The sequence below is a fragment of the Streptomyces sp. NPDC058401 genome (assembly GCF_042722885.1).
Lineage (GTDB): Bacteria > Actinomycetota > Actinomycetes > Streptomycetales > Streptomycetaceae > Streptomyces.
In genome coordinates, this window is sequence record NZ_JBHXKA010000075.1 from 1 (window position 1) to 15,140 (window position 15,140).

15 protein-coding genes, 5 tRNA genes and 1 pseudogene are annotated in these 15,140 nt (G+C 70.4%); 4 read left to right on the forward strand and 17 right to left on the reverse strand.

Translation table 11 applies throughout. The features are described 5' to 3' along the window. Positions 1-139 precede the first annotated feature (139 nt). The gene (thiD, locus tag ACFWNV_RS25125) at positions 140-967 is read right to left on the reverse strand and encodes a bifunctional hydroxymethylpyrimidine kinase/phosphomethylpyrimidine kinase (protein WP_383951176.1); all 828 of its coding nucleotides are present in this window, start codon (positions 965-967) and stop codon (positions 140-142) included. Further along, on the reverse strand, positions 964-1,947 hold the full coding sequence (locus tag ACFWNV_RS25130) for a thiamine-phosphate kinase (protein WP_383951178.1): 984 nt from the start codon (positions 1,945-1,947) through the stop codon (positions 964-966). The genes thiD and ACFWNV_RS25130 overlap by 4 nt, the downstream gene beginning before the upstream one ends. Before the next feature lie 242 nt (positions 1,948-2,189). Between ACFWNV_RS25130 and ACFWNV_RS25135 the strand changes: the two genes are divergently transcribed. After that, entirely contained in the window at positions 2,190-2,423 is a 234-nt protein-coding gene (locus ACFWNV_RS25135) for an Lrp/AsnC ligand binding domain-containing protein (RefSeq protein ID WP_214947835.1), read from the forward strand. 23 nt (positions 2,424-2,446) lie between these two features. Then, complete coding sequence (locus ACFWNV_RS25140) at positions 2,447-2,941, forward strand: DUF3515 domain-containing protein (protein ID WP_383951243.1); 495 nt, start codon at positions 2,447-2,449, stop codon at positions 2,939-2,941. A 125-nt stretch (positions 2,942-3,066) separates the two neighbouring features. Here the strand turns inward: ACFWNV_RS25140 and ACFWNV_RS25145 are convergent, their stop codons facing one another. From ACFWNV_RS25145 to ACFWNV_RS25155, 3 genes are read right to left on the reverse strand one after another with little or no spacing between them, the layout of a single operon-like run. Further along, positions 3,067-4,224 carry a D-alanine--D-alanine ligase family protein gene (locus tag ACFWNV_RS25145; RefSeq protein WP_383951181.1) on the reverse strand — a complete coding sequence of 386 codons (1,158 nt, stop codon included), beginning with the start codon at positions 4,222-4,224 and terminating at the stop codon, positions 3,067-3,069. 39 nt (positions 4,225-4,263) lie between these two features. Beyond that, positions 4,264-5,274: an NAD(P)H-dependent glycerol-3-phosphate dehydrogenase gene (locus ACFWNV_RS25150; protein WP_383951184.1), complete on the reverse strand. Its 1,011-nt coding sequence runs from the start codon at positions 5,272-5,274 to the stop codon at positions 4,264-4,266. Then, positions 5,271-6,023, reverse strand: coding sequence for a lysophospholipid acyltransferase family protein (locus ACFWNV_RS25155; protein WP_383951187.1), 753 nt, complete (start codon positions 6,021-6,023; stop codon positions 5,271-5,273). Before ACFWNV_RS25155 ends, ACFWNV_RS25150 begins: the two co-directional genes overlap by 4 nt. Positions 6,024-6,262: 239 nt before the next feature. Here ACFWNV_RS25155 and cofC point away from each other — a divergent pair. Further along, a pseudogene (gene cofC / locus ACFWNV_RS25160) lies at positions 6,263-6,868 on the forward strand (2-phospho-L-lactate guanylyltransferase); the annotation flags it as partial. Positions 6,869-7,146: 278 nt separating this feature from the next. Here cofC and ACFWNV_RS25165 read toward each other — a convergent pair. The 4 genes from ACFWNV_RS25165 to leuC form a co-directional block, all read right to left on the reverse strand. Next, positions 7,147-7,827: an HU family DNA-binding protein gene (locus ACFWNV_RS25165; RefSeq protein WP_383951189.1), complete on the reverse strand. Its 681-nt coding sequence runs from the start codon at positions 7,825-7,827 to the stop codon at positions 7,147-7,149. 145 nt (positions 7,828-7,972) lie between these two features. Beyond that, positions 7,973-8,200 carry a hypothetical protein gene (locus ACFWNV_RS25170; RefSeq protein WP_243337737.1) on the reverse strand — a complete coding sequence of 76 codons (228 nt, stop codon included), beginning with the start codon at positions 8,198-8,200 and terminating at the stop codon, positions 7,973-7,975. A gap of 137 nt (positions 8,201-8,337) precedes the next feature. Further along, complete coding sequence (leuD, locus tag ACFWNV_RS25175; protein ID WP_383951193.1) at positions 8,338-8,931, reverse strand: 3-isopropylmalate dehydratase small subunit; 594 nt, start codon at positions 8,929-8,931, stop codon at positions 8,338-8,340. Between the two features lie 5 nt (positions 8,932-8,936). Beyond that, positions 8,937-10,361: a 3-isopropylmalate dehydratase large subunit gene (leuC, locus tag ACFWNV_RS25180; protein ID WP_383951195.1), complete on the reverse strand. Its 1,425-nt coding sequence runs from the start codon at positions 10,359-10,361 to the stop codon at positions 8,937-8,939. 184 nt (positions 10,362-10,545) lie between these two features. Between leuC and ndgR the strand changes: the two genes are divergently transcribed. Further along, positions 10,546-11,262 carry an IclR family transcriptional regulator NdgR gene (gene ndgR / locus ACFWNV_RS25185; RefSeq protein WP_112450208.1) on the forward strand — a complete coding sequence of 239 codons (717 nt, stop codon included), beginning with the start codon at positions 10,546-10,548 and terminating at the stop codon, positions 11,260-11,262. A 159-nt stretch (positions 11,263-11,421) separates the two neighbouring features. Here ndgR and ACFWNV_RS25190 read toward each other — a convergent pair. From ACFWNV_RS25190 to ACFWNV_RS25225, 8 genes are all read right to left on the reverse strand, one after another. Then, positions 11,422-11,494, reverse strand: a tRNA-Glu gene (locus ACFWNV_RS25190). 21 nt (positions 11,495-11,515) lie between these two features. After that, positions 11,516-11,587 (reverse strand) — tRNA-Gln (locus ACFWNV_RS25195). Between the two features lie 24 nt (positions 11,588-11,611). Continuing rightward, a tRNA-Glu gene (locus ACFWNV_RS25200) sits at positions 11,612-11,684 on the reverse strand. 61 nt (positions 11,685-11,745) lie between these two features. Further along, positions 11,746-11,818 (reverse strand) — tRNA-Glu (locus tag ACFWNV_RS25205). A 26-nt stretch (positions 11,819-11,844) separates the two neighbouring features. After that, positions 11,845-11,916 (reverse strand) — tRNA-Gln (locus ACFWNV_RS25210). Between the two features lie 86 nt (positions 11,917-12,002). Continuing rightward, complete coding sequence (locus ACFWNV_RS25215; protein WP_383951198.1) at positions 12,003-12,731, reverse strand: HAD family hydrolase; 729 nt, start codon at positions 12,729-12,731, stop codon at positions 12,003-12,005. 92 nt (positions 12,732-12,823) lie between these two features. Then, positions 12,824-14,302 carry a glutamate--tRNA ligase gene (gene gltX, locus ACFWNV_RS25220; RefSeq protein ID WP_383951201.1) on the reverse strand — a complete coding sequence of 493 codons (1,479 nt, stop codon included), beginning with the start codon at positions 14,300-14,302 and terminating at the stop codon, positions 12,824-12,826. Then, positions 14,295-15,086 (reverse strand): fumarylacetoacetate hydrolase family protein, encoded by a 792-nt coding sequence (locus ACFWNV_RS25225; RefSeq protein ID WP_383951203.1) that lies wholly within the window; start codon positions 15,084-15,086, stop codon positions 14,295-14,297. Before ACFWNV_RS25225 ends, gltX begins: the two co-directional genes overlap by 8 nt. Positions 15,087-15,140: the final 54 nt, after the last annotated feature.

Below are 15,140 nucleotides of genomic sequence, written 5' to 3' on the forward strand. Positions count from 1 at the left end.
TGCGGGGTTCCTGATCGGGCGGGCCCCCGTGGTGCCCCCGCCTTTTGATTTGCCTTAACCATCATCAAAAAACCTGTCGGCCCTCCCCCCCCTCGTACATGTACGAGGTGGAGCAGGCCCTACAGGCGTTTCGGGCGCCTCAGTCGTTGGTGCGCCACTGCCACGCGTGGTCCACCGGTCCGATGCCCGCGCCGAGGGCGAATCCGGCGGCGATGGCTCCGGTGACGTACTCCTTGGCCTCGGTGACGGCCTCCGGGACGGTCCGGCCCTTGGCCAGGCCCGCGGCGATCGCGCTGGCGAGGGTGCAGCCGGTGCCGTGGGTGTGCCGGTTGTCGTAGCGGGGGGCCCGCAGCCAGCGCTCCTCGGTGCCGTCCGTCAGGAGGTCCACGGCCTCGTCCCCGTGGGCGGCGAGGTGGCCGCCCTTGATCAGCGCCCATGCGGGCCCGTACGCCAAGACGGCGTCGGCGGCCCGGCGCATGTCGTCCTCGGTCTCCACGACGACTCCGGTGAGCTGGGTCACCTCGTCCAGGTTCGGGGTGGCGACGGTGGCCCGGGGCAGCAGCTCTCCCCGTACGGCGTCCAGCGCGGTGGCGGCGAGGAGCGCGTCCCCGTGCTTGGAGACGCCGACCGGGTCCACGACGGCCGGGGCGGCGGTCGCGGCGAGCAGCTCGGCGACGGTCTCCACGAGGGCGGCGGAAGACAGCATTCCCGTCTTCACGGCCTGCACGCCGATATCGTCCACCACGGCCCTGTACTGGCCCTTCACGGCCTCCGCGGACAGTTCCCAGACGCCTTTGACGCCCAGCGAGTTCTGTGCGGTCACAGCGGTCACCACGCTCATCCCGTGGACCCCGAGCGCCAGCATGGTCTTGAGGTCGGCCTGGATGCCCGCGCCGCCGCCGGAGTCGGATCCGGCGACGGTCAGGCACAGCGGCGGGTGCGGGCGGGCCGGGCGGGGTCCGCTCATCGCGCGGTGTCCTCCGCGGCGGTGTCGCCGCCGAAGTGGTCCCATCCGCCGGTGGAGGCCCAGGGGGCGCCGTCGACGGTCACCTGGGGCAGCGCGGAGCGGTTCTGGACCTCGCCGATGACCTTCCAGCGGGCCGGGAGCTTCACGTCCGGCGGGAAGGTGGCGACGATCGCGTGGTCCTCTCCCCCGGTGAGGACCCACTGGAGCGGGTCCACGCCGACGGCCTGCCCGATGTCGTGCATCTGCGTGGGGATGTCGACGGCCGCCGAGCGCAGGTCGATCCGCACCTTGCTGGCCTCGGCGATGTGCCCGAGGTCCGCGATCAGCCCGTCGCTGACGTCGGTCATGGCGGTGGCGCCGAGTCCGGCGGCCGCGGGACCCGCGTGGTAGGGCGGCTCGGGGCGCCGGTGGGCCTCGACGAAGGCGCGCGGCGAGCGGAAGCCCCGCGAGAGCACCGCGAAGCCGGCCGCGGACCAGCCGAGCCAGCCGGTCACGGCCACGACGTCGCCGGGCTGGGCGCCGGAGCGGAGCACGGGCTCGTGGTTGCGCAGGTCGCCCAGCGCGGTGATGGCCACGGTGATGGTGTCGCCGCGGACCACGTCCCCGCCGACCACGGCGGCGCCGGCGACCTGGCATTCGTCGCGGATGCCGTCCATCAGCTCGGTGGGCCAGGTGGCCGGCAGCTCGGCCGGGACGACGAGGCCGAGCAGCAGCGCGGTCGGCACCGCGCCCATGGCGGCGATGTCGGCGAGGTTCTGCGCGGCGGCCTTGCGGCCCACGTCGTAGGCCGTGGACCAGTCGCGCCGGAAGTGCCTGCCCTCCAGCAGGATGTCCGTGCTCGCCACGACCCGCCGGTCGGGGGCCGACACCACCGCGGCGTCGTCGCCCGGGCCGACCCGGACCGCCGGGGTGGTGGTGAGCCGTGAGGTGAGCTCCCGAATGAGCCCGAACTCCCCCAGCTCGCCCACAGTGCCCTTCATCGCTGTGCCCCTTCTTGCCCAGTCCGCTTGCGGTCGCGAGCCGTCACAGCTCTGGGTACCGTCAACAGATACGTCAACTTCTGCTCTCCGTACGCCCCGCCCTGCGCACCACCGGACCCGCGGGTCTCCCCGCGGCACTCGGCGACGCGGTACCGTGGCGTCCCTTCACCGGGCCCACCCGTCATCCCCGGGCCCACCCGAAGGGTAGGGGAAATGATCCTCGTGGCCGCCCTGGAGGTTCCGTGGTACAGGCGTACATCCTCATCCAGACCGAGGTGGGCAAGGCGTCGTTCGTCGCCGAGTCCATCGCGCAGATCGCGGGGGTGATCCAGGCCGAGGACGTGACCGGCCCGTACGACGTGATCGTGCGCGCCCAGGCCGACACCGTGGACGAGCTCGGCCGCATGGTCGTGGCCAAGGTCCAGCAGGTGGAGGGAATCACCCGCACCCTGACCTGTCCGGTCGTCCATCTATAGCCCCCGTCTACTCTTGGCCGGTGATGTCACGACACCGCCGGCCCTTCTCTCTGCTCGCCGCACTGACCGCGCTGGCCGCCTCGGCGGCCCTCGCGGGCTGTTCCCCGGGTGATTCCGAGGCACGGGTGGATCCGCCGTCCGCTCCGCCCGCCGATGTCGCGGGTCTCTGTGCGGCGCTGCACAAAGAGCTCCCGGGAACGGTGGCCTCGCTGGCCCGGACCCCGGCGCTGCCGGAGTCGGACCTGACCGCCGCGTGGGGTGGCTCGGCGATCGTACTGCGGTGCGGTATCCCCAGGCCCGCGAAGATGCTGGACGAGAAGGCGGAGGGCGTCGACGTGAACGGTGTCGGCTGGCTCCTGGAGGAGCTGGACGACGGCGGCTTCCGGTTCACCACCGGGAGTCGGCTGGCGTACGCGGAGGTCCGGGTCGACAAGGAGCATGCCACGGATGCGGGCATGCTGGTGGGCCTGTCCGCCGCGATAGCGAAGACCGTTCCGGTGGGCGTCGCCTCGTACTGACCCGCTTACCGGGCCTCGTACCGCCCCGCCCGTGCGGACAGAGGACCGCCCGCCGCGATCCTCTTGCGAGGGGCGGCGGGCGGTCCTCGTCCGCGTACGGAGCTTCGTGCGGGCCCGCTACGGGGCTAGCGCAGTCCGGTGGAGCGGCGCAGGGCGGCCTGGATCAGGCGGTCCACCAGCTCCGGGTACTCGATGCCCGACTCCTGCCACATGCGCGGGTACATGGAGATCGGGGTGAAGCCCGGCATGGTGTTGATCTCGTTGATGACGAAGGCGCCGTCCTCGGTGAGGAAGAAGTCGGCGCGCACCAGGCCCTCGCAGGACGCGGCGTCGAAGGCCTCGATCGCGAGCTTCCGGACCTCTGCGGTCTGCTCCGCGGTGAGCGGGGCGGGCACGAGTCCGGAGGCGGAGTCGATGTACTTGGCCTCGAAGTCGTAGAAGTCGTGGCTGGAGACCGGCGGGATCTCGGCGGGCACGCTCGCGCGCGGACCGTCCTCGAACTCCAGGACTCCGACCTCGATCTCGCGGCCGCGCAGCAGCGCCTCCACGATGATCTTCGGGTCGTGGCGGCGGGCCTCGCGGATCGCGGCGTCCAGTGCGGAGGGCTCGTCGACCTTGGTGATGCCGATCGAGGATCCGGCGCGGGCGGGCTTGATGAACAGCGGCCAGCCGTGCTCGCCGGCGAACTCCGCGATGCGGGCCAGGGCGCCCTCGCGGTCGTTCTCCCACTCGCGGGGGCGGATGGTCACGTACGGGCCGACGCGCAGCCCGAAGGACGTGAAGACCCGCTTCATGTAGTCCTTGTCCTGGCCGACGGCCGAGGCGAGGACGCCGGAGCCGACGTACGGGATGCCGGAGAGCTCCAGGAGGCCCTGGAGGGTGCCGTCCTCGCCGTACGGGCCGTGCAGGACGGGGAAGACCACGTCGACCTCGCCCAGCGCCTTGGGGACGGCGCCCGGCTCGGTGTAGACGACCTCGCGGCTGGCCGGGTCGACGGAGAGCACGACGGCGCCGTCCTCCGATTCGGCGAGCTGCCCCACGTTGGGGAGTTCGCCGCCGGAGATGGCCATCCGGGCGGGCTCGTCGGCGGTCAGCGCCCATCGGCCGTCCGTGGTGATGCCGATGGGCAGCACCTCGTACTTGGAGCGGTCGATGGAGCGCAGGACGGCGCCCGCGGTGACGACCGAAATGGCGTGTTCCGAGCTGCGGCCGCCGAACACGACGGCCACGCGGGGCTTGCGGCCCTGCTGCTCAGGGGTCTGGGGGAGGTTCTCGCTGCTCATATCGCCACGAGGGTACCCGCTCAAGCGTCCGGAAAGCAGTCAGCGCCGTTCCGGTTTGGCGCTGCGTCCCATGAGTTCCTTGAGCGCGACCAGGGTGGGCTTGCCGTGGTGGACGATGTCGACGACCGTGTCGGTGATCGGCATGTCCACTCCGTGGCGGCGGGCCAGATCGGCCACGGACTGGCAGGACTTGACGCCCTCGGCGGTCTGCTTGGTGACCGCGATGGTCTCTTCGAGGGTCATCCCGCGGCCGAGGTTGGTGCCGAAGGTGTGGTTCCTGGAGAGCGGCGAGGAGCAGGTGGCGACGAGGTCGCCGAGGCCCGCGAGGCCGGAGAAGGTCAGCGGGTCGGCGCCCATCGCCAGGCCCAGGCGGGTGGCTTCGGCGAGGCCGCGGGTGATGAGCGAGCCCTTGGTGTTGTCGCCGAGGCCCATGCCGTCCGCGATGCCGACGGCGAGGCCGATGACGTTCTTGACGGCGCCGCCGAGCTCGCAGCCGATGACGTCGGTGCTCGTGTACGGGCGGAAGTACGGGGTGTGGCAGGCGGCCTGGAGGCGCTGGGCGACGGCTTCGTCGATGCAGGCGACCACGGAGGCGGCGGGCTGCCGGGCGGCGATCTCGGGGGCCAGGTTGGGGCCGGTGACGACCGCGATGCGCTCGGCCGGGACCTTGGCCACCTCTTCGATGACCTCGCTCATCCGCTTGGCGGTGCCGAGTTCGACGCCCTTCATCAGGGAGACGAGCACGGTCTCGGGGGCCAGCAGCGGGGCCCAGGCGGCGAGGTTGGCGCGCAGGGTCTGCGAGGGGACGGCGAGGACCGTGAAGTCGGCGCCGGCCGCGGCCTCGGCCGGGTCGTCGGTGGCGCGGATGTTCGCGGGGAGTTCGATGTCGGGGAAGTAGTCCGGGTTGGTCCGGCCGCTGTTGATGGCGTCGACGAGCTCGCGCCGGCGGCCCCACAGGACCACCTCGCAGCCGGCGTCGGCGAGGACCATGGCGAAGGCCGTGCCCCAGGAGCCGGTTCCGAATACGGCTGCCTTCACGGGACGTGTCACTTGTTGCCCTCCCCTGCGGCCTTGCGCCGCTGCTGAGCCCTGGCGTTGCGGTGGTCGTACGGCTGCGCGGGCGCGCTCTCGCCCCGCAGGTCCTCCAGCAGCCCGGTGATGGCCGCCATGATGACCTCGGTGACCTCCCTGAGCACGTCCGGGGTGGGGTCCCGGTCGTAGTACGCGGAGAGGTCCACGGGCGGCCCGGCGAGGACCTGGAGGGTCTTGCGCGGGAACAGGTTGACCTTGTTCTCCTTGGCGTAGGGCGGCATCGCGAGATTCGCGCCCCACTGGGCCACCGGAATGACGGGGGCCCTGGTCATCAGCGCCACGCGGGCGGCGCCGGTCTTGCCGGCCATCGGCCACATGTCGGGGTCCCGGGTCAGGGTGCCCTCCGGGTAAAAGGCCACGCATTCGCCGCGCTCGATCGCGTCCACGGCGGCCCGGAATGCGTCCAGGGCGTTGGTGGACTCCCGGTAGACGGGGATCTGGCCGGAGCCGCGCAGGATCGCTCCGACAATGGGGACGTCGAAGAGGGCCGCCTTGCCGAGCAATCGGGGCACCCTGCCGGTGTTGTACTGGAAGTGCGCGTAGGACAGCGGGTCCAGATACGAGTTGTGATTGACGGCGGTGATAAATCCGCCCTCGGCCGGAATGTGTTCCATTCCCCGCCAGTCCCGCCTGAAGAGCACTGTCAGCGGCGGTTTCGCGATGGCCGCCGCAAGGCGGTACCAGAAGCCGATTCTGCGGCGGGACACTCGGACACCTTCCTCTAGGACCGGTGCGCGGCTTGGGCGCCTCGGGGCCGGACAAGTGTGGCCCCGGGTCCGGTCTCTGTCGAGAACACCGTACGCCCCGGACACCCGGACCAGGCCCCGGGTCGCCCGGCATGAGGTGACAATGGGGCTCCGCATGACCTGGCCATGACCCGCACATGGTCTGAGCGGCGCGCGAGCGTGCCGGAGGGAAGGGGTCCGTCACGAACGCCGTCTGGAGTCTGGTCGTCCCGCTGAAGCCGCTCGCGGTGGCCAAGAGCCGCCTCGCGGCGGCCGTCGGGGCGTCCCGGCCGGGGCTCGCCCTGGCGTTCGCGCTGGACACCGTGGCGGGGGCGCTGGCCTGCGCGGCGGTCGCGGATGTGGTGGTCGTCACGGACGATCCGGCGGCCGGCGCGGAACTGGCGCGGCTGGGGGCCCGGATCGTGCCGGATTCCCCGGCGGCGGGGCTCAACGCGGCGCTGGCCCACGGGGCGCGGGAGATACGGGCGGGCCGGCCCGGGGCGGCGGTGGCCGCGATGAACGCCGATCTGCCGGCGCTGCGGCCGCCCGAATTGCTACGGGTGCTCGAAACCGCTTCGGCATTTCCCAGGGCATTTCTGGCGGATGCGGCGGGAATCGGGACGACCCTGCTTTCCGCTGCTCCGGACGTGGAATTGGCGCCCTCGTTCGGCGGTCCCTCACGGGCCCGGCATTCGGCCTCGGGGGCGGTGGAAATGACCCTCGCCGACGTCGAGAGCATCCGCCGGGACGTGGACACGGGGGCGGATCTGCGGACGGCCCTGGCCCTCGGCGTGGGGCCTCATACGGCCCGATACAGTGCCCGTATGCAGGCGACCGCGTACACGTACGACTCCCAGACCCGCAGCGGCAGTGTGCTGCTGGACGACGGCACCCCGGTGCCCTTCGAGGCCCCGGCGTTCGACGCGGGCGGCCTGCGGCTGCTGCGTCCCGGGCAGCGGGTCCGGATCGAGACGGACGGCGAGGGCGCGGGCCTGCGGATCACCCTGGTCACGCTCCAGACCTTCTGACCACGCCCCCCGTGCACGCACCGCGGGCCGGTTTCCCCACGGTGGGGAAACCGGCCCGGCGTGTGTGACTCGTTGCCCTACTTGGTCTTGCGGGCGGTGGTCTTCTTCGCGGTGGCCTTGCGCGTCGCCGTCTTCTTGGCGGGCGCCTTCGTCGCCGGGGTGGCCTTCTTGGCAGCCGGGGCGGTCTTCTTCGCGGTGGCGGTGGTCTTCTTCGCCGTCGCGGCGGCCTTCTTGACCGTGGCCTTCTTGGCCGCGGGGGCGGCCTTCTTCGCCACGGCGGTCTTGGCGACCGTCTTCTTGGCGGTGGCGGTGACCTTCTTGGCCGTGGCCTTCTTCGCGACCGTGGTCTTGGCCGCGGCAGCCGCCTTCTTGGCGGGGGCGGCCTTCTTCGCGGCGGCCTTCTTGACCGTCGCCGAAGCACCACCGGTGAGGCTGCCCTTGGGCGCCTTCTTCACCGATACCTCGCCGCCCTTGGGCAGCTTCTTGGTGCCACTGACCAGGTCCTTGAAGCCCTGGCCCGCACGGAAGCGGGGAACAGAGGTCTTCTTGACCCGGACGCGCTCACCCGTCTGGGGGTTGCGGGCGTAGCGGGCCGGGCGGTCGACCTTCTCGAACGAGCCGAAGCCCGTGACCGAGACCCGGTCGCCCGCGACGGTCGCGCGGACGATGGCGTCCAGTACCGCGTCGACGGCGTCCGCGGCCTGCTGACGGCCGCCCAGCTTGTCGGCAATCGCTTCTACGAGCTGCGCCTTGTTCAACGTCTTCCCCTTCGGAGACTTCGCCAGAACGAATGTGTTCAAGCTTATTTCGCACGTTAGGCGGATATATACCGCAAATCAAACACGAAACGGGCTTATCACCCTAGTGCCGCAACGTTGTAGGCCGTTACGGAGTTCCTTCGCATCAGTCGCCTTCAGGGAATCGACCCTCGTCGAGGTCCTTCATCAACCTGTCCAGGCGCCTTGCCGCGTCGGCGAGATCATGCTTCGCCACTGCGGTGACGACCAACAGCTTCCGGGACAGCGCCATCCTTACGCCCTCCGGGACTTGCAGTGTGCGCACCCTTGTGTGTGCTTCTTTCAATCGGTCGGCGACAAGTCCGTAGAGCTCAAGTTGACTGTCGCGTTCCATGCACAGATTGTGCCATCTGGGGCGAGTTGTCGCCTCACGGGGCCTCAACACACGACTGTGCCCCCTGCCGGACGGCAGGGGGCACAGTGTTGCCTATGTGATCACCCTAAGGCGAATAAGCGCTGATCAGGCTGGAATCACGCCTGAATCGTGCGGGGCTTGTAGGCCGGGCGACCGCTTTCGTAAGTGGCGATGTCCGCTTCGTTCTGAAGGGTGAGGGAGATGTCGTCCAGCCCCTCCAGGAGCCGCCAGCGGGCGTTGTCGTCGAGTTCGAACTCGGCTACGACGCCTTCGGCTCGGACCTGGCGGTCGACCAGGTCGACCGTGATCTCGGCGGTGGGGTCGGCCTCGGTCAGCTTCCACAGCTGCTCGACGGTCTCCTGCGGCAGGACCACGGTCAGCAGACCGTTCTTCAGCGAGTTGCCGCGGAAGATGTCGGCGAAGCGGGAGGAGATGACCGTCTTGAAGCCGAAGTTCTGCAGGGCCCAGACGGCGTGCTCGCGCGAGGAACCGGTGCCGAAGTCGGGACCGGCGACCAGCACGGTCGCGTCGGCCCGCTCGGGACGGTTGGTGATGAACTCCGGGTCCTTGCGCCAGGCCTCGAAGAGCCCGTCCTCGAAACCGTCGCGCGTGATCTTCTTCAGCCAGTGGGCCGGGATGATCTGGTCGGTGTCGACGTTGCTGCGGCGCAGCGGGACGGCCCGGCCGGTGTGGGTGGTGAAGGCTTCCATCGTTCTCAGACTCCGGCGGTCGCGGTGGCTTCGGACAGGTCGGCGGGCGAGGCCAGATGGCCCAGCACCGCGGTGGCGGCGGCCACCTGCGGGGACACCAGGTGGGTGCGCCCGCCCTTGCCCTGCCGGCCCTCGAAGTTGCGGTTGGAGGTGGACGCGGAGCGCTCACCGGGAGCCAGTTGGTCGGGGTTCATGCCCAGACACATCGAGCAGCCCGCGTGCCGCCATTCGGCGCCGGCCTCCTTGAAGACCTTGTCCAGGCCCTCCGACACGGCCTGCAGGGCGACGCGGACCGAGCCCGGGACGACCAGCATCCGTACGCCCTCGGCGACTTTGCGGCCCTCGATGATCCCGGCGACGGCGCGCAGGTCCTCGATGCGGCCGTTGGTGCAGGAACCTACGAAGACGGTGTCGACCTTGATGTCGCGCAGCGGCTGTCCGGCGGTCAACCCCATGTACTCCAGGGCCTTTTCGGCGGCGTTGCGCTCCGAAGCGTCCTCGTACGAAGCCGGGTCGGGGACGTTCGCCGACAGGGGCGCGCCCTGGCCGGGGTTGGTGCCCCAGGTGACGAACGGCGACAGCGTGGTGCCGTCGATGACGACCTCGGCGTCGAAGACGGCGCCCTCGTCGGTGCGCAGGGTCTTCCAGTACGCGACCGCCGCGTCCCAGTCCTCGCCCACGGGGGCGTGGTCGCGGCCCTCGAGGTAGTCGAAGGTGGTCTGGTCGGGGGCGATCATGCCCGCGCGGGCGCCGGCCTCGATCGACATGTTGCAGATGGTCATGCGGGCTTCCATCGACAGCTGCTCGATGGCCTCGCCGCGGTACTCCAGGATGTAGCCCTGGCCGCCGCCGGTGCCGATCTTGGCGATGATCGCCAGGATCAGGTCCTTGGCGGTGACGCCGTCGGCCAGCGCTCCGGTGACGGTGATCGCCATCGTCTTGGGGCGGGCCAGCGGCAGCGTCTGGGTCGCCAGCACGTGCTCGACCTGGCTGGTGCCGATGCCGAACGCCAGCGCGCCGAAGGCGCCGTGCGTGGAGGTGTGCGAGTCACCACAGACCACGGTGGTGCCCGGCTGGGTCAGGCCCAGCTGCGGTCCCACGACGTGGACGACACCCTGCTCGACGTCGCCCAGCGAGTGCAGGCGCACGCCGAACTCGGCGCAGTTCGACCGCAGCGTCTCCAGCTGGGCCCGGGAGACCGGGTCCGCGATCGGCTTGTCGATGTCGATGGTGGGGGTGTTGTGGTCCTCGGTCGCGATGGTGAGGTCGAGGCGCCGGACCTTGCGGCCGGCCTGGCGCAGCCCCTCGAAGGCCTGCGGGCTGGTCACCTCGTGCAGCAGGTGCAGATCGATGAAGAGGAGATCGGGCTCGCCTTCGGCGCGCCGGACGACATGGTCGTCCCAGACCTTCTCCGCGAGTGTCCTACCCATCGCTTTCCCTCCGGCCGGCCGGTTGTGCCGGCGCTTGATAGAGATCTTGTGCGCCTGATCGCCCGTACCCCACGTCCCGGACGACGGCTCGGACCCAGTGGTTCGTGGACCCGCACATACAGACTCGCTGGTTCTTGGAAAAATTGAACTTGCGTTTCACAGTGTGAGACGCGAATATCGTTTCATGGACAACTCTAGCGGCGTCGGCGTTCTCGACAAGGCAGCTCTGGTATTGAGCGCACTGGAGTCCGGTCCGGCCACCCTCGCCGGGCTGGTCGCGGCGACAGGGCTCGCACGACCCACGGCACATCGCCTTGCCGTGGCACTGGAACACCACCGGATGGTGGCGAGGGACATGCAGGGCCGGTTCATCCTCGGACCGCGGCTGGCGGAGCTCGCCGCCGCGGCCGGCGAGGACCGCCTGCTGGCCACGGCCGGACCGGTGCTCACCCACCTCCGGGACGTGACGGGAGAGAGCGCGCAGCTCTACCGGCGTCAGGGCGACATGCGCATCTGCGTGGCGGCCGCCGAGCGGCTGTCGGGCCTTCGGGACACCGTCCCGGTGGGCTCCACGCTCCCGATGAAGGCCGGTTCGGCCGCGCAGATCCTGATGGCCTGGGAGGAGCCCGAGCGGCTCCACCGCGGCCTGCAGGGCGCGCGCTTCACGGCGACGGCGCTCTCGGGCGTACGGCGTCGCGGCTGGGCGCAGTCGATCGGTGAGCGGGAGCCCGGCGTGGCCTCCGTCTCGGCGCCGGTGCGCGGCCCCTCGAACCGCGTGGTGGCCTCCGTATCGGTCTCCGGGCCGATCGAGCGCCTGACCCGCCACCCGGGGCGCATGCACGCCCAGGCCGTCATCGACGCGGCCGCCCGCCTGACCGAGGCCCTGCGCCGCTCCAGCTGACCCCTTTACCCATCTACTCCCCCGGGCCCGGGGGCGCGTGAGACGCCGCACACGTCCACACACGCGCCGCCGGGCCCGTACTTCTCGGCCCCGCCCCCGCCCTGTCCGGAAACGACGAAGAGGCCCTCCGCGATGAACGCGGAGGGCCTCTTCTGTGCGTACCCCCGACCGGATTCGAACCGGCGCTACCGCCTTGAGAGGGCGGCGTGCTAGGCCGCTACACAACGGGGGCTAGCTGTACTGCGGTACTGCGCTGGGCTACCAGGACTCGAACCTAGAATAAGAGAACCAGAAACTCTCGTGTTGCCAATTACACTATAGCCCACAGGTCTAGACCAGCTAGACACCGTACCCCCGACCGGATTCGAACCGGCGCTACCGCCTTGAGAGGGCGGCGTGCTAGGCCGCTACACAACGGGGGCCCTAGCGATCCTGCATCAAAAAATCCGGGTGCGACCCTGGAAATCTCACGGGAAGGATCTGTACCCCCGACCGGATTCGAACCGGCGCTACCGCCTTGAGAGGGCGGCGTGCTAGGCCGCTACACAACGGGGGCAAGCACTGCGTTACTACTGAACTGCGCTGGGCTACCAGGACTCGAACCTAGAATAAGAGAACCAGAAACTCTCGTGTTGCCAATTACACTATAGCCCACCAAAACGCAAGACCCTGAGGGACTTTCGTTCGGTTAGCGTCTCCGGCCCGGCCTTTCGGCCCGAGCGGGCGGCGCAGAAAGAACATTACCGGATGGCTGACCGTGCTCCAAAACGGGTATCCCCGGCCAGCACCTGCGGGAGCCGGTCGAGTCCGGCGATCCGGTGCACGCCCTCGGGTCCGGGGCCGCGCGATCCGTCGCGGTCGAGCCACACGGCCGTCAGCCCTGCGTCACGGGCTCCGCGCGCGTCGATCTCGGGCTGGTCCCCCACGTAGACCACCTCCCCCGGCTCCAGGCCCATCTCGGCGCACGCGGCGAGGAAGGCGCCGGCCTCGGGCTTGCTGACGCCCAGCTCGACGGCGCACACCAGGACCTCGAAGCGGTCGCGCAGGCCGAGCCGGCGCAGCTTGGGGTCCTGGTTGGCCACGGAGGAGTTGGAGAGCACCCCGTGGCGGTAGCCGCCGGCCAGCGCGTCCAGGACGGGCACCACGTCGGGGAACAGCTCCCAGGCGCCCGTGTAGTGCTCCACGTACCGCCCGAACCAGTCGTCGGTCTGCGCGTCGGTCCGCGCGGGCTCCCCGAGGAACTCGCGCACGCGGTCCCGGCGCTGCCCCTGGAAGGTCCCCACGCCGGCCGCGAAGCGCTCCCAGTGCCGGTCGGTGATCCGCCGCCACAGCGCGAGCGCCTCGGCCGGGGTCCCGTACCGCTCGGCGAGCCCCTCGGCGGCCAGGTGCGCCGCGAGCCCGGCCCGGTCGGCCCCGGTGTAGTCGAAAAGGGTGTCGTCGATGTCCCAGAGCACCGCACGGATCGCCATGGGGCCGACCCTACGCGGAACGCCTCGGGGGCGGCGGCCGTTCGCTGATGCAGCGGTCGGCCGCCGCCCCCGAGGGCGGTACGGGGTGGTGCTTACGCGGCGCCGAGCTTGGCCAGGGTCGCGTCGATGCGGGACAGGGAGCGGTCCTTGCCCAGGATCTCGAGGGACTCGAAGAGCGGCAGGCCGATCGTGCGGCCGGTGACGGCCACCCGGACCGGGGCCTGGGCCTTGCCGAGCTTGAGGCCGTGGGCCTCGCCGGCGGTGAGGACGGCCTGCTTGAGGGACTCGGGGTCCGACCAGTCGGCGGCGGCCAGGTTCGCGCGGGCGGTCGTCAGCAGGGCCGCCGGCTCGCCCTTCATCGCCTTGTCCCACGAGGCCTGGTCCTCGACCGGCTCCTTGAGGAACAGGAAGTCGACGTTGGCCGTGATGTCGGAGAGGACCGTGACGCGGGTCTGGGCGTACGGCGCGATGCGCTCCCAGGCGGCGGTGTCGAAGTCCTCGGGCGCCCAGTTGGCGTGCGGGGCCTGGAGCCACGGGGCGCAGCGGTCCGCGAAGACCTTCGGGTCGAGCAGCCGGATGTGGTCGGCGTTGATCGACTCGGCCTTCTTGAGGTCGAAGCGCGCCGGGTTGGCGTTGACGTCCGGGATGTCGAACTTCTCCACCATCTCCTCGATCGAGAAGATGTCCTGGTCCTTGGAGAAGGACCAGCCGAGCAGGGAGAGGTAGTTCAGCAGGCCCTCGGGGAGGAAGCCGCGCTCGCGGTACAGGTTGAGCGAGGCCTCGGGGTCGCGCTTGGAGAGCTTCTTGTTGCCCTCGCCCATCACGTACGGCAGGTGGCCGAAGGCCGGCACCGCCTTGGCGATGCCGAGCTCGATCAGGGCCCCGTAGAGCGCGATCTGGCGCGGGGTGGAGGACAGCAGGTCCTCGCCGCGCAGGACGTGGGTGATCTCCATCAGCGCGTCGTCGACCGGGTTGACGAGCGTGTAGAGCGGGGCGCCGTTGGCCCGGACGATGCCGAAGTCCGGCACGTTGTCGGGGGTGAAGGTCAGCTCGCCGCGGACCAGGTCCGTGAAGGTGATCGGCGCATCGGGCATCCGGAAGCGGACGATCGAGGTGCGGCCCTCGGCCTCGTACGCGGCCTTCTGCTCGTCCGTGAGCTCGCGGCAGGTGCCGTCGTAGCCGGAGGGCTTGCCGGCGGCGCGGGCCGCGTCGCGGCGGGCGTCCAGCTCCTCGGTGGTGCAGTAGCAGGGGTAGGCGTAGCCGCCGTCCTGGAGCTTCCGCGCGACGTCCTTGTAGATGTCCATGCGCTCGGACTGGCGGTACGGGGCGTGCGGGCCGCCGACCTCGGGACCCTCGTCCCAGGTGAAGCCGAGCCAGCGCAGCGAGTCGAGCAGCTGGCCGTAGGACTCCTCGGAGTCGCGGGCCGCGTCGGTGTCCTCGATGCGGAAGACGAACGTACCGCCGTGGTGGCGGGCGAAGGCCCAGTTGAAGAGGGCCGTGCGGACCAGACCCACGTGGGGGTTGCCGGTCGGGGACGGACAGAAACGTACGCGGGGGGTCGCGTTAGCCACGCTTGATCACCTTGTTGGTGAGAGTGCCGATGCCTTCGATGGTGACGGCGACCTCGTCGCCGACGTTCAGGGGGCCGACTCCGGCCGGGGTCCCCGTGAGGATGACGTCGCCCGGGAGCAGCGTCATGGCCTCGCTGATGTGCACGATGAGGTCCTCGATGGAACGGACCATCTGGCTGGTGCGGCCGAGCTGGCGCTGTTCGCCGTTGACGGTGCACTGGATGGTCAGGTCGCTCGGGTCCAGATCGGTCTCGATCCACGGGCCGAGGGGGCAGGCGCCGTCGAAGCCCTTGGCGCGCGCCCACTGCTTCTCGCGCTGCTGCACGTCGCGCGCGGTGACGTCGTTGGCGCAGGTGTAGCCGAGGATGACGTCCTTGACGCGCTCGCGCGGGACCTCGCGGCACATGCGGCCGATGACCACGGCGAGCTCCGCCTCGTGGTGGAGGTCCTGGGAGAAGGACGGGTAGGCGATCGGGTCGCCCGGGCCGATCACCGAGGTGGAGGGCTTGAAGAAGGTGACGGGGACGTCCGGGACCTCGTTGCCGAGCTCCGCCGCGTGCTCCGCGTAGTTGCGGCCGATGGCCACGACCTTGTTCGGGAGCACGGGCGGCAGCAGGCGGACCTTGCTCAGCGGGACCTTCGTGCCCGAGAGCTCGAAGTCCGCGAACGGGATGCCCTTGATGATGTCGAGGACGAGCTCACCTTCGGACGCCGCGAGGGCAGTACTGCCCTCGACCGCGCCGAACGCGACATTGCCGTCGATCGAGAACCTGGCGATGCGCACGTGTTGCGTCTGCCCCTCTGTATTTCCGCTGGCTGGAGTCTGCGGACTCCAGGC

Excerpts from the sequence above, each read along its gene's own strand:
- thiD (WP_383951176.1), bottom strand. The coding sequence starts at position 967 with ATGAGCGGACCCCGCCCGGCCCGCCCGCACCCGCCGCTGTGCCTGACC.
- ACFWNV_RS25130 (WP_383951178.1), bottom strand. The coding sequence starts at position 1,947 with ATGAAGGGCACTGTGGGCGAGCTGGGGGAGTTCGGGCTCATTCGGGAG.
- ACFWNV_RS25140 (WP_383951243.1), top strand. The coding sequence starts at position 2,447 with ATGTCACGACACCGCCGGCCCTTCTCTCTGCTCGCCGCACTGACCGCG.
- ACFWNV_RS25145 (WP_383951181.1), bottom strand. The coding sequence starts at position 4,224 with ATGAGCAGCGAGAACCTCCCCCAGACCCCTGAGCAGCAGGGCCGCAAG.
- ACFWNV_RS25170 (WP_243337737.1), bottom strand. The coding sequence starts at position 8,200 with ATGGAACGCGACAGTCAACTTGAGCTCTACGGACTTGTCGCCGACCGA.
- leuD (WP_383951193.1), bottom strand. The coding sequence starts at position 8,931 with ATGGAAGCCTTCACCACCCACACCGGCCGGGCCGTCCCGCTGCGCCGC.
- leuC (WP_383951195.1), bottom strand. The coding sequence starts at position 10,361 with ATGGGTAGGACACTCGCGGAGAAGGTCTGGGACGACCATGTCGTCCGG.
- ndgR (WP_112450208.1), top strand. The coding sequence starts at position 10,546 with ATGGACAACTCTAGCGGCGTCGGCGTTCTCGACAAGGCAGCTCTGGTA.
- ACFWNV_RS25215 (WP_383951198.1), bottom strand. The coding sequence starts at position 12,731 with ATGGCGATCCGTGCGGTGCTCTGGGACATCGACGACACCCTTTTCGAC.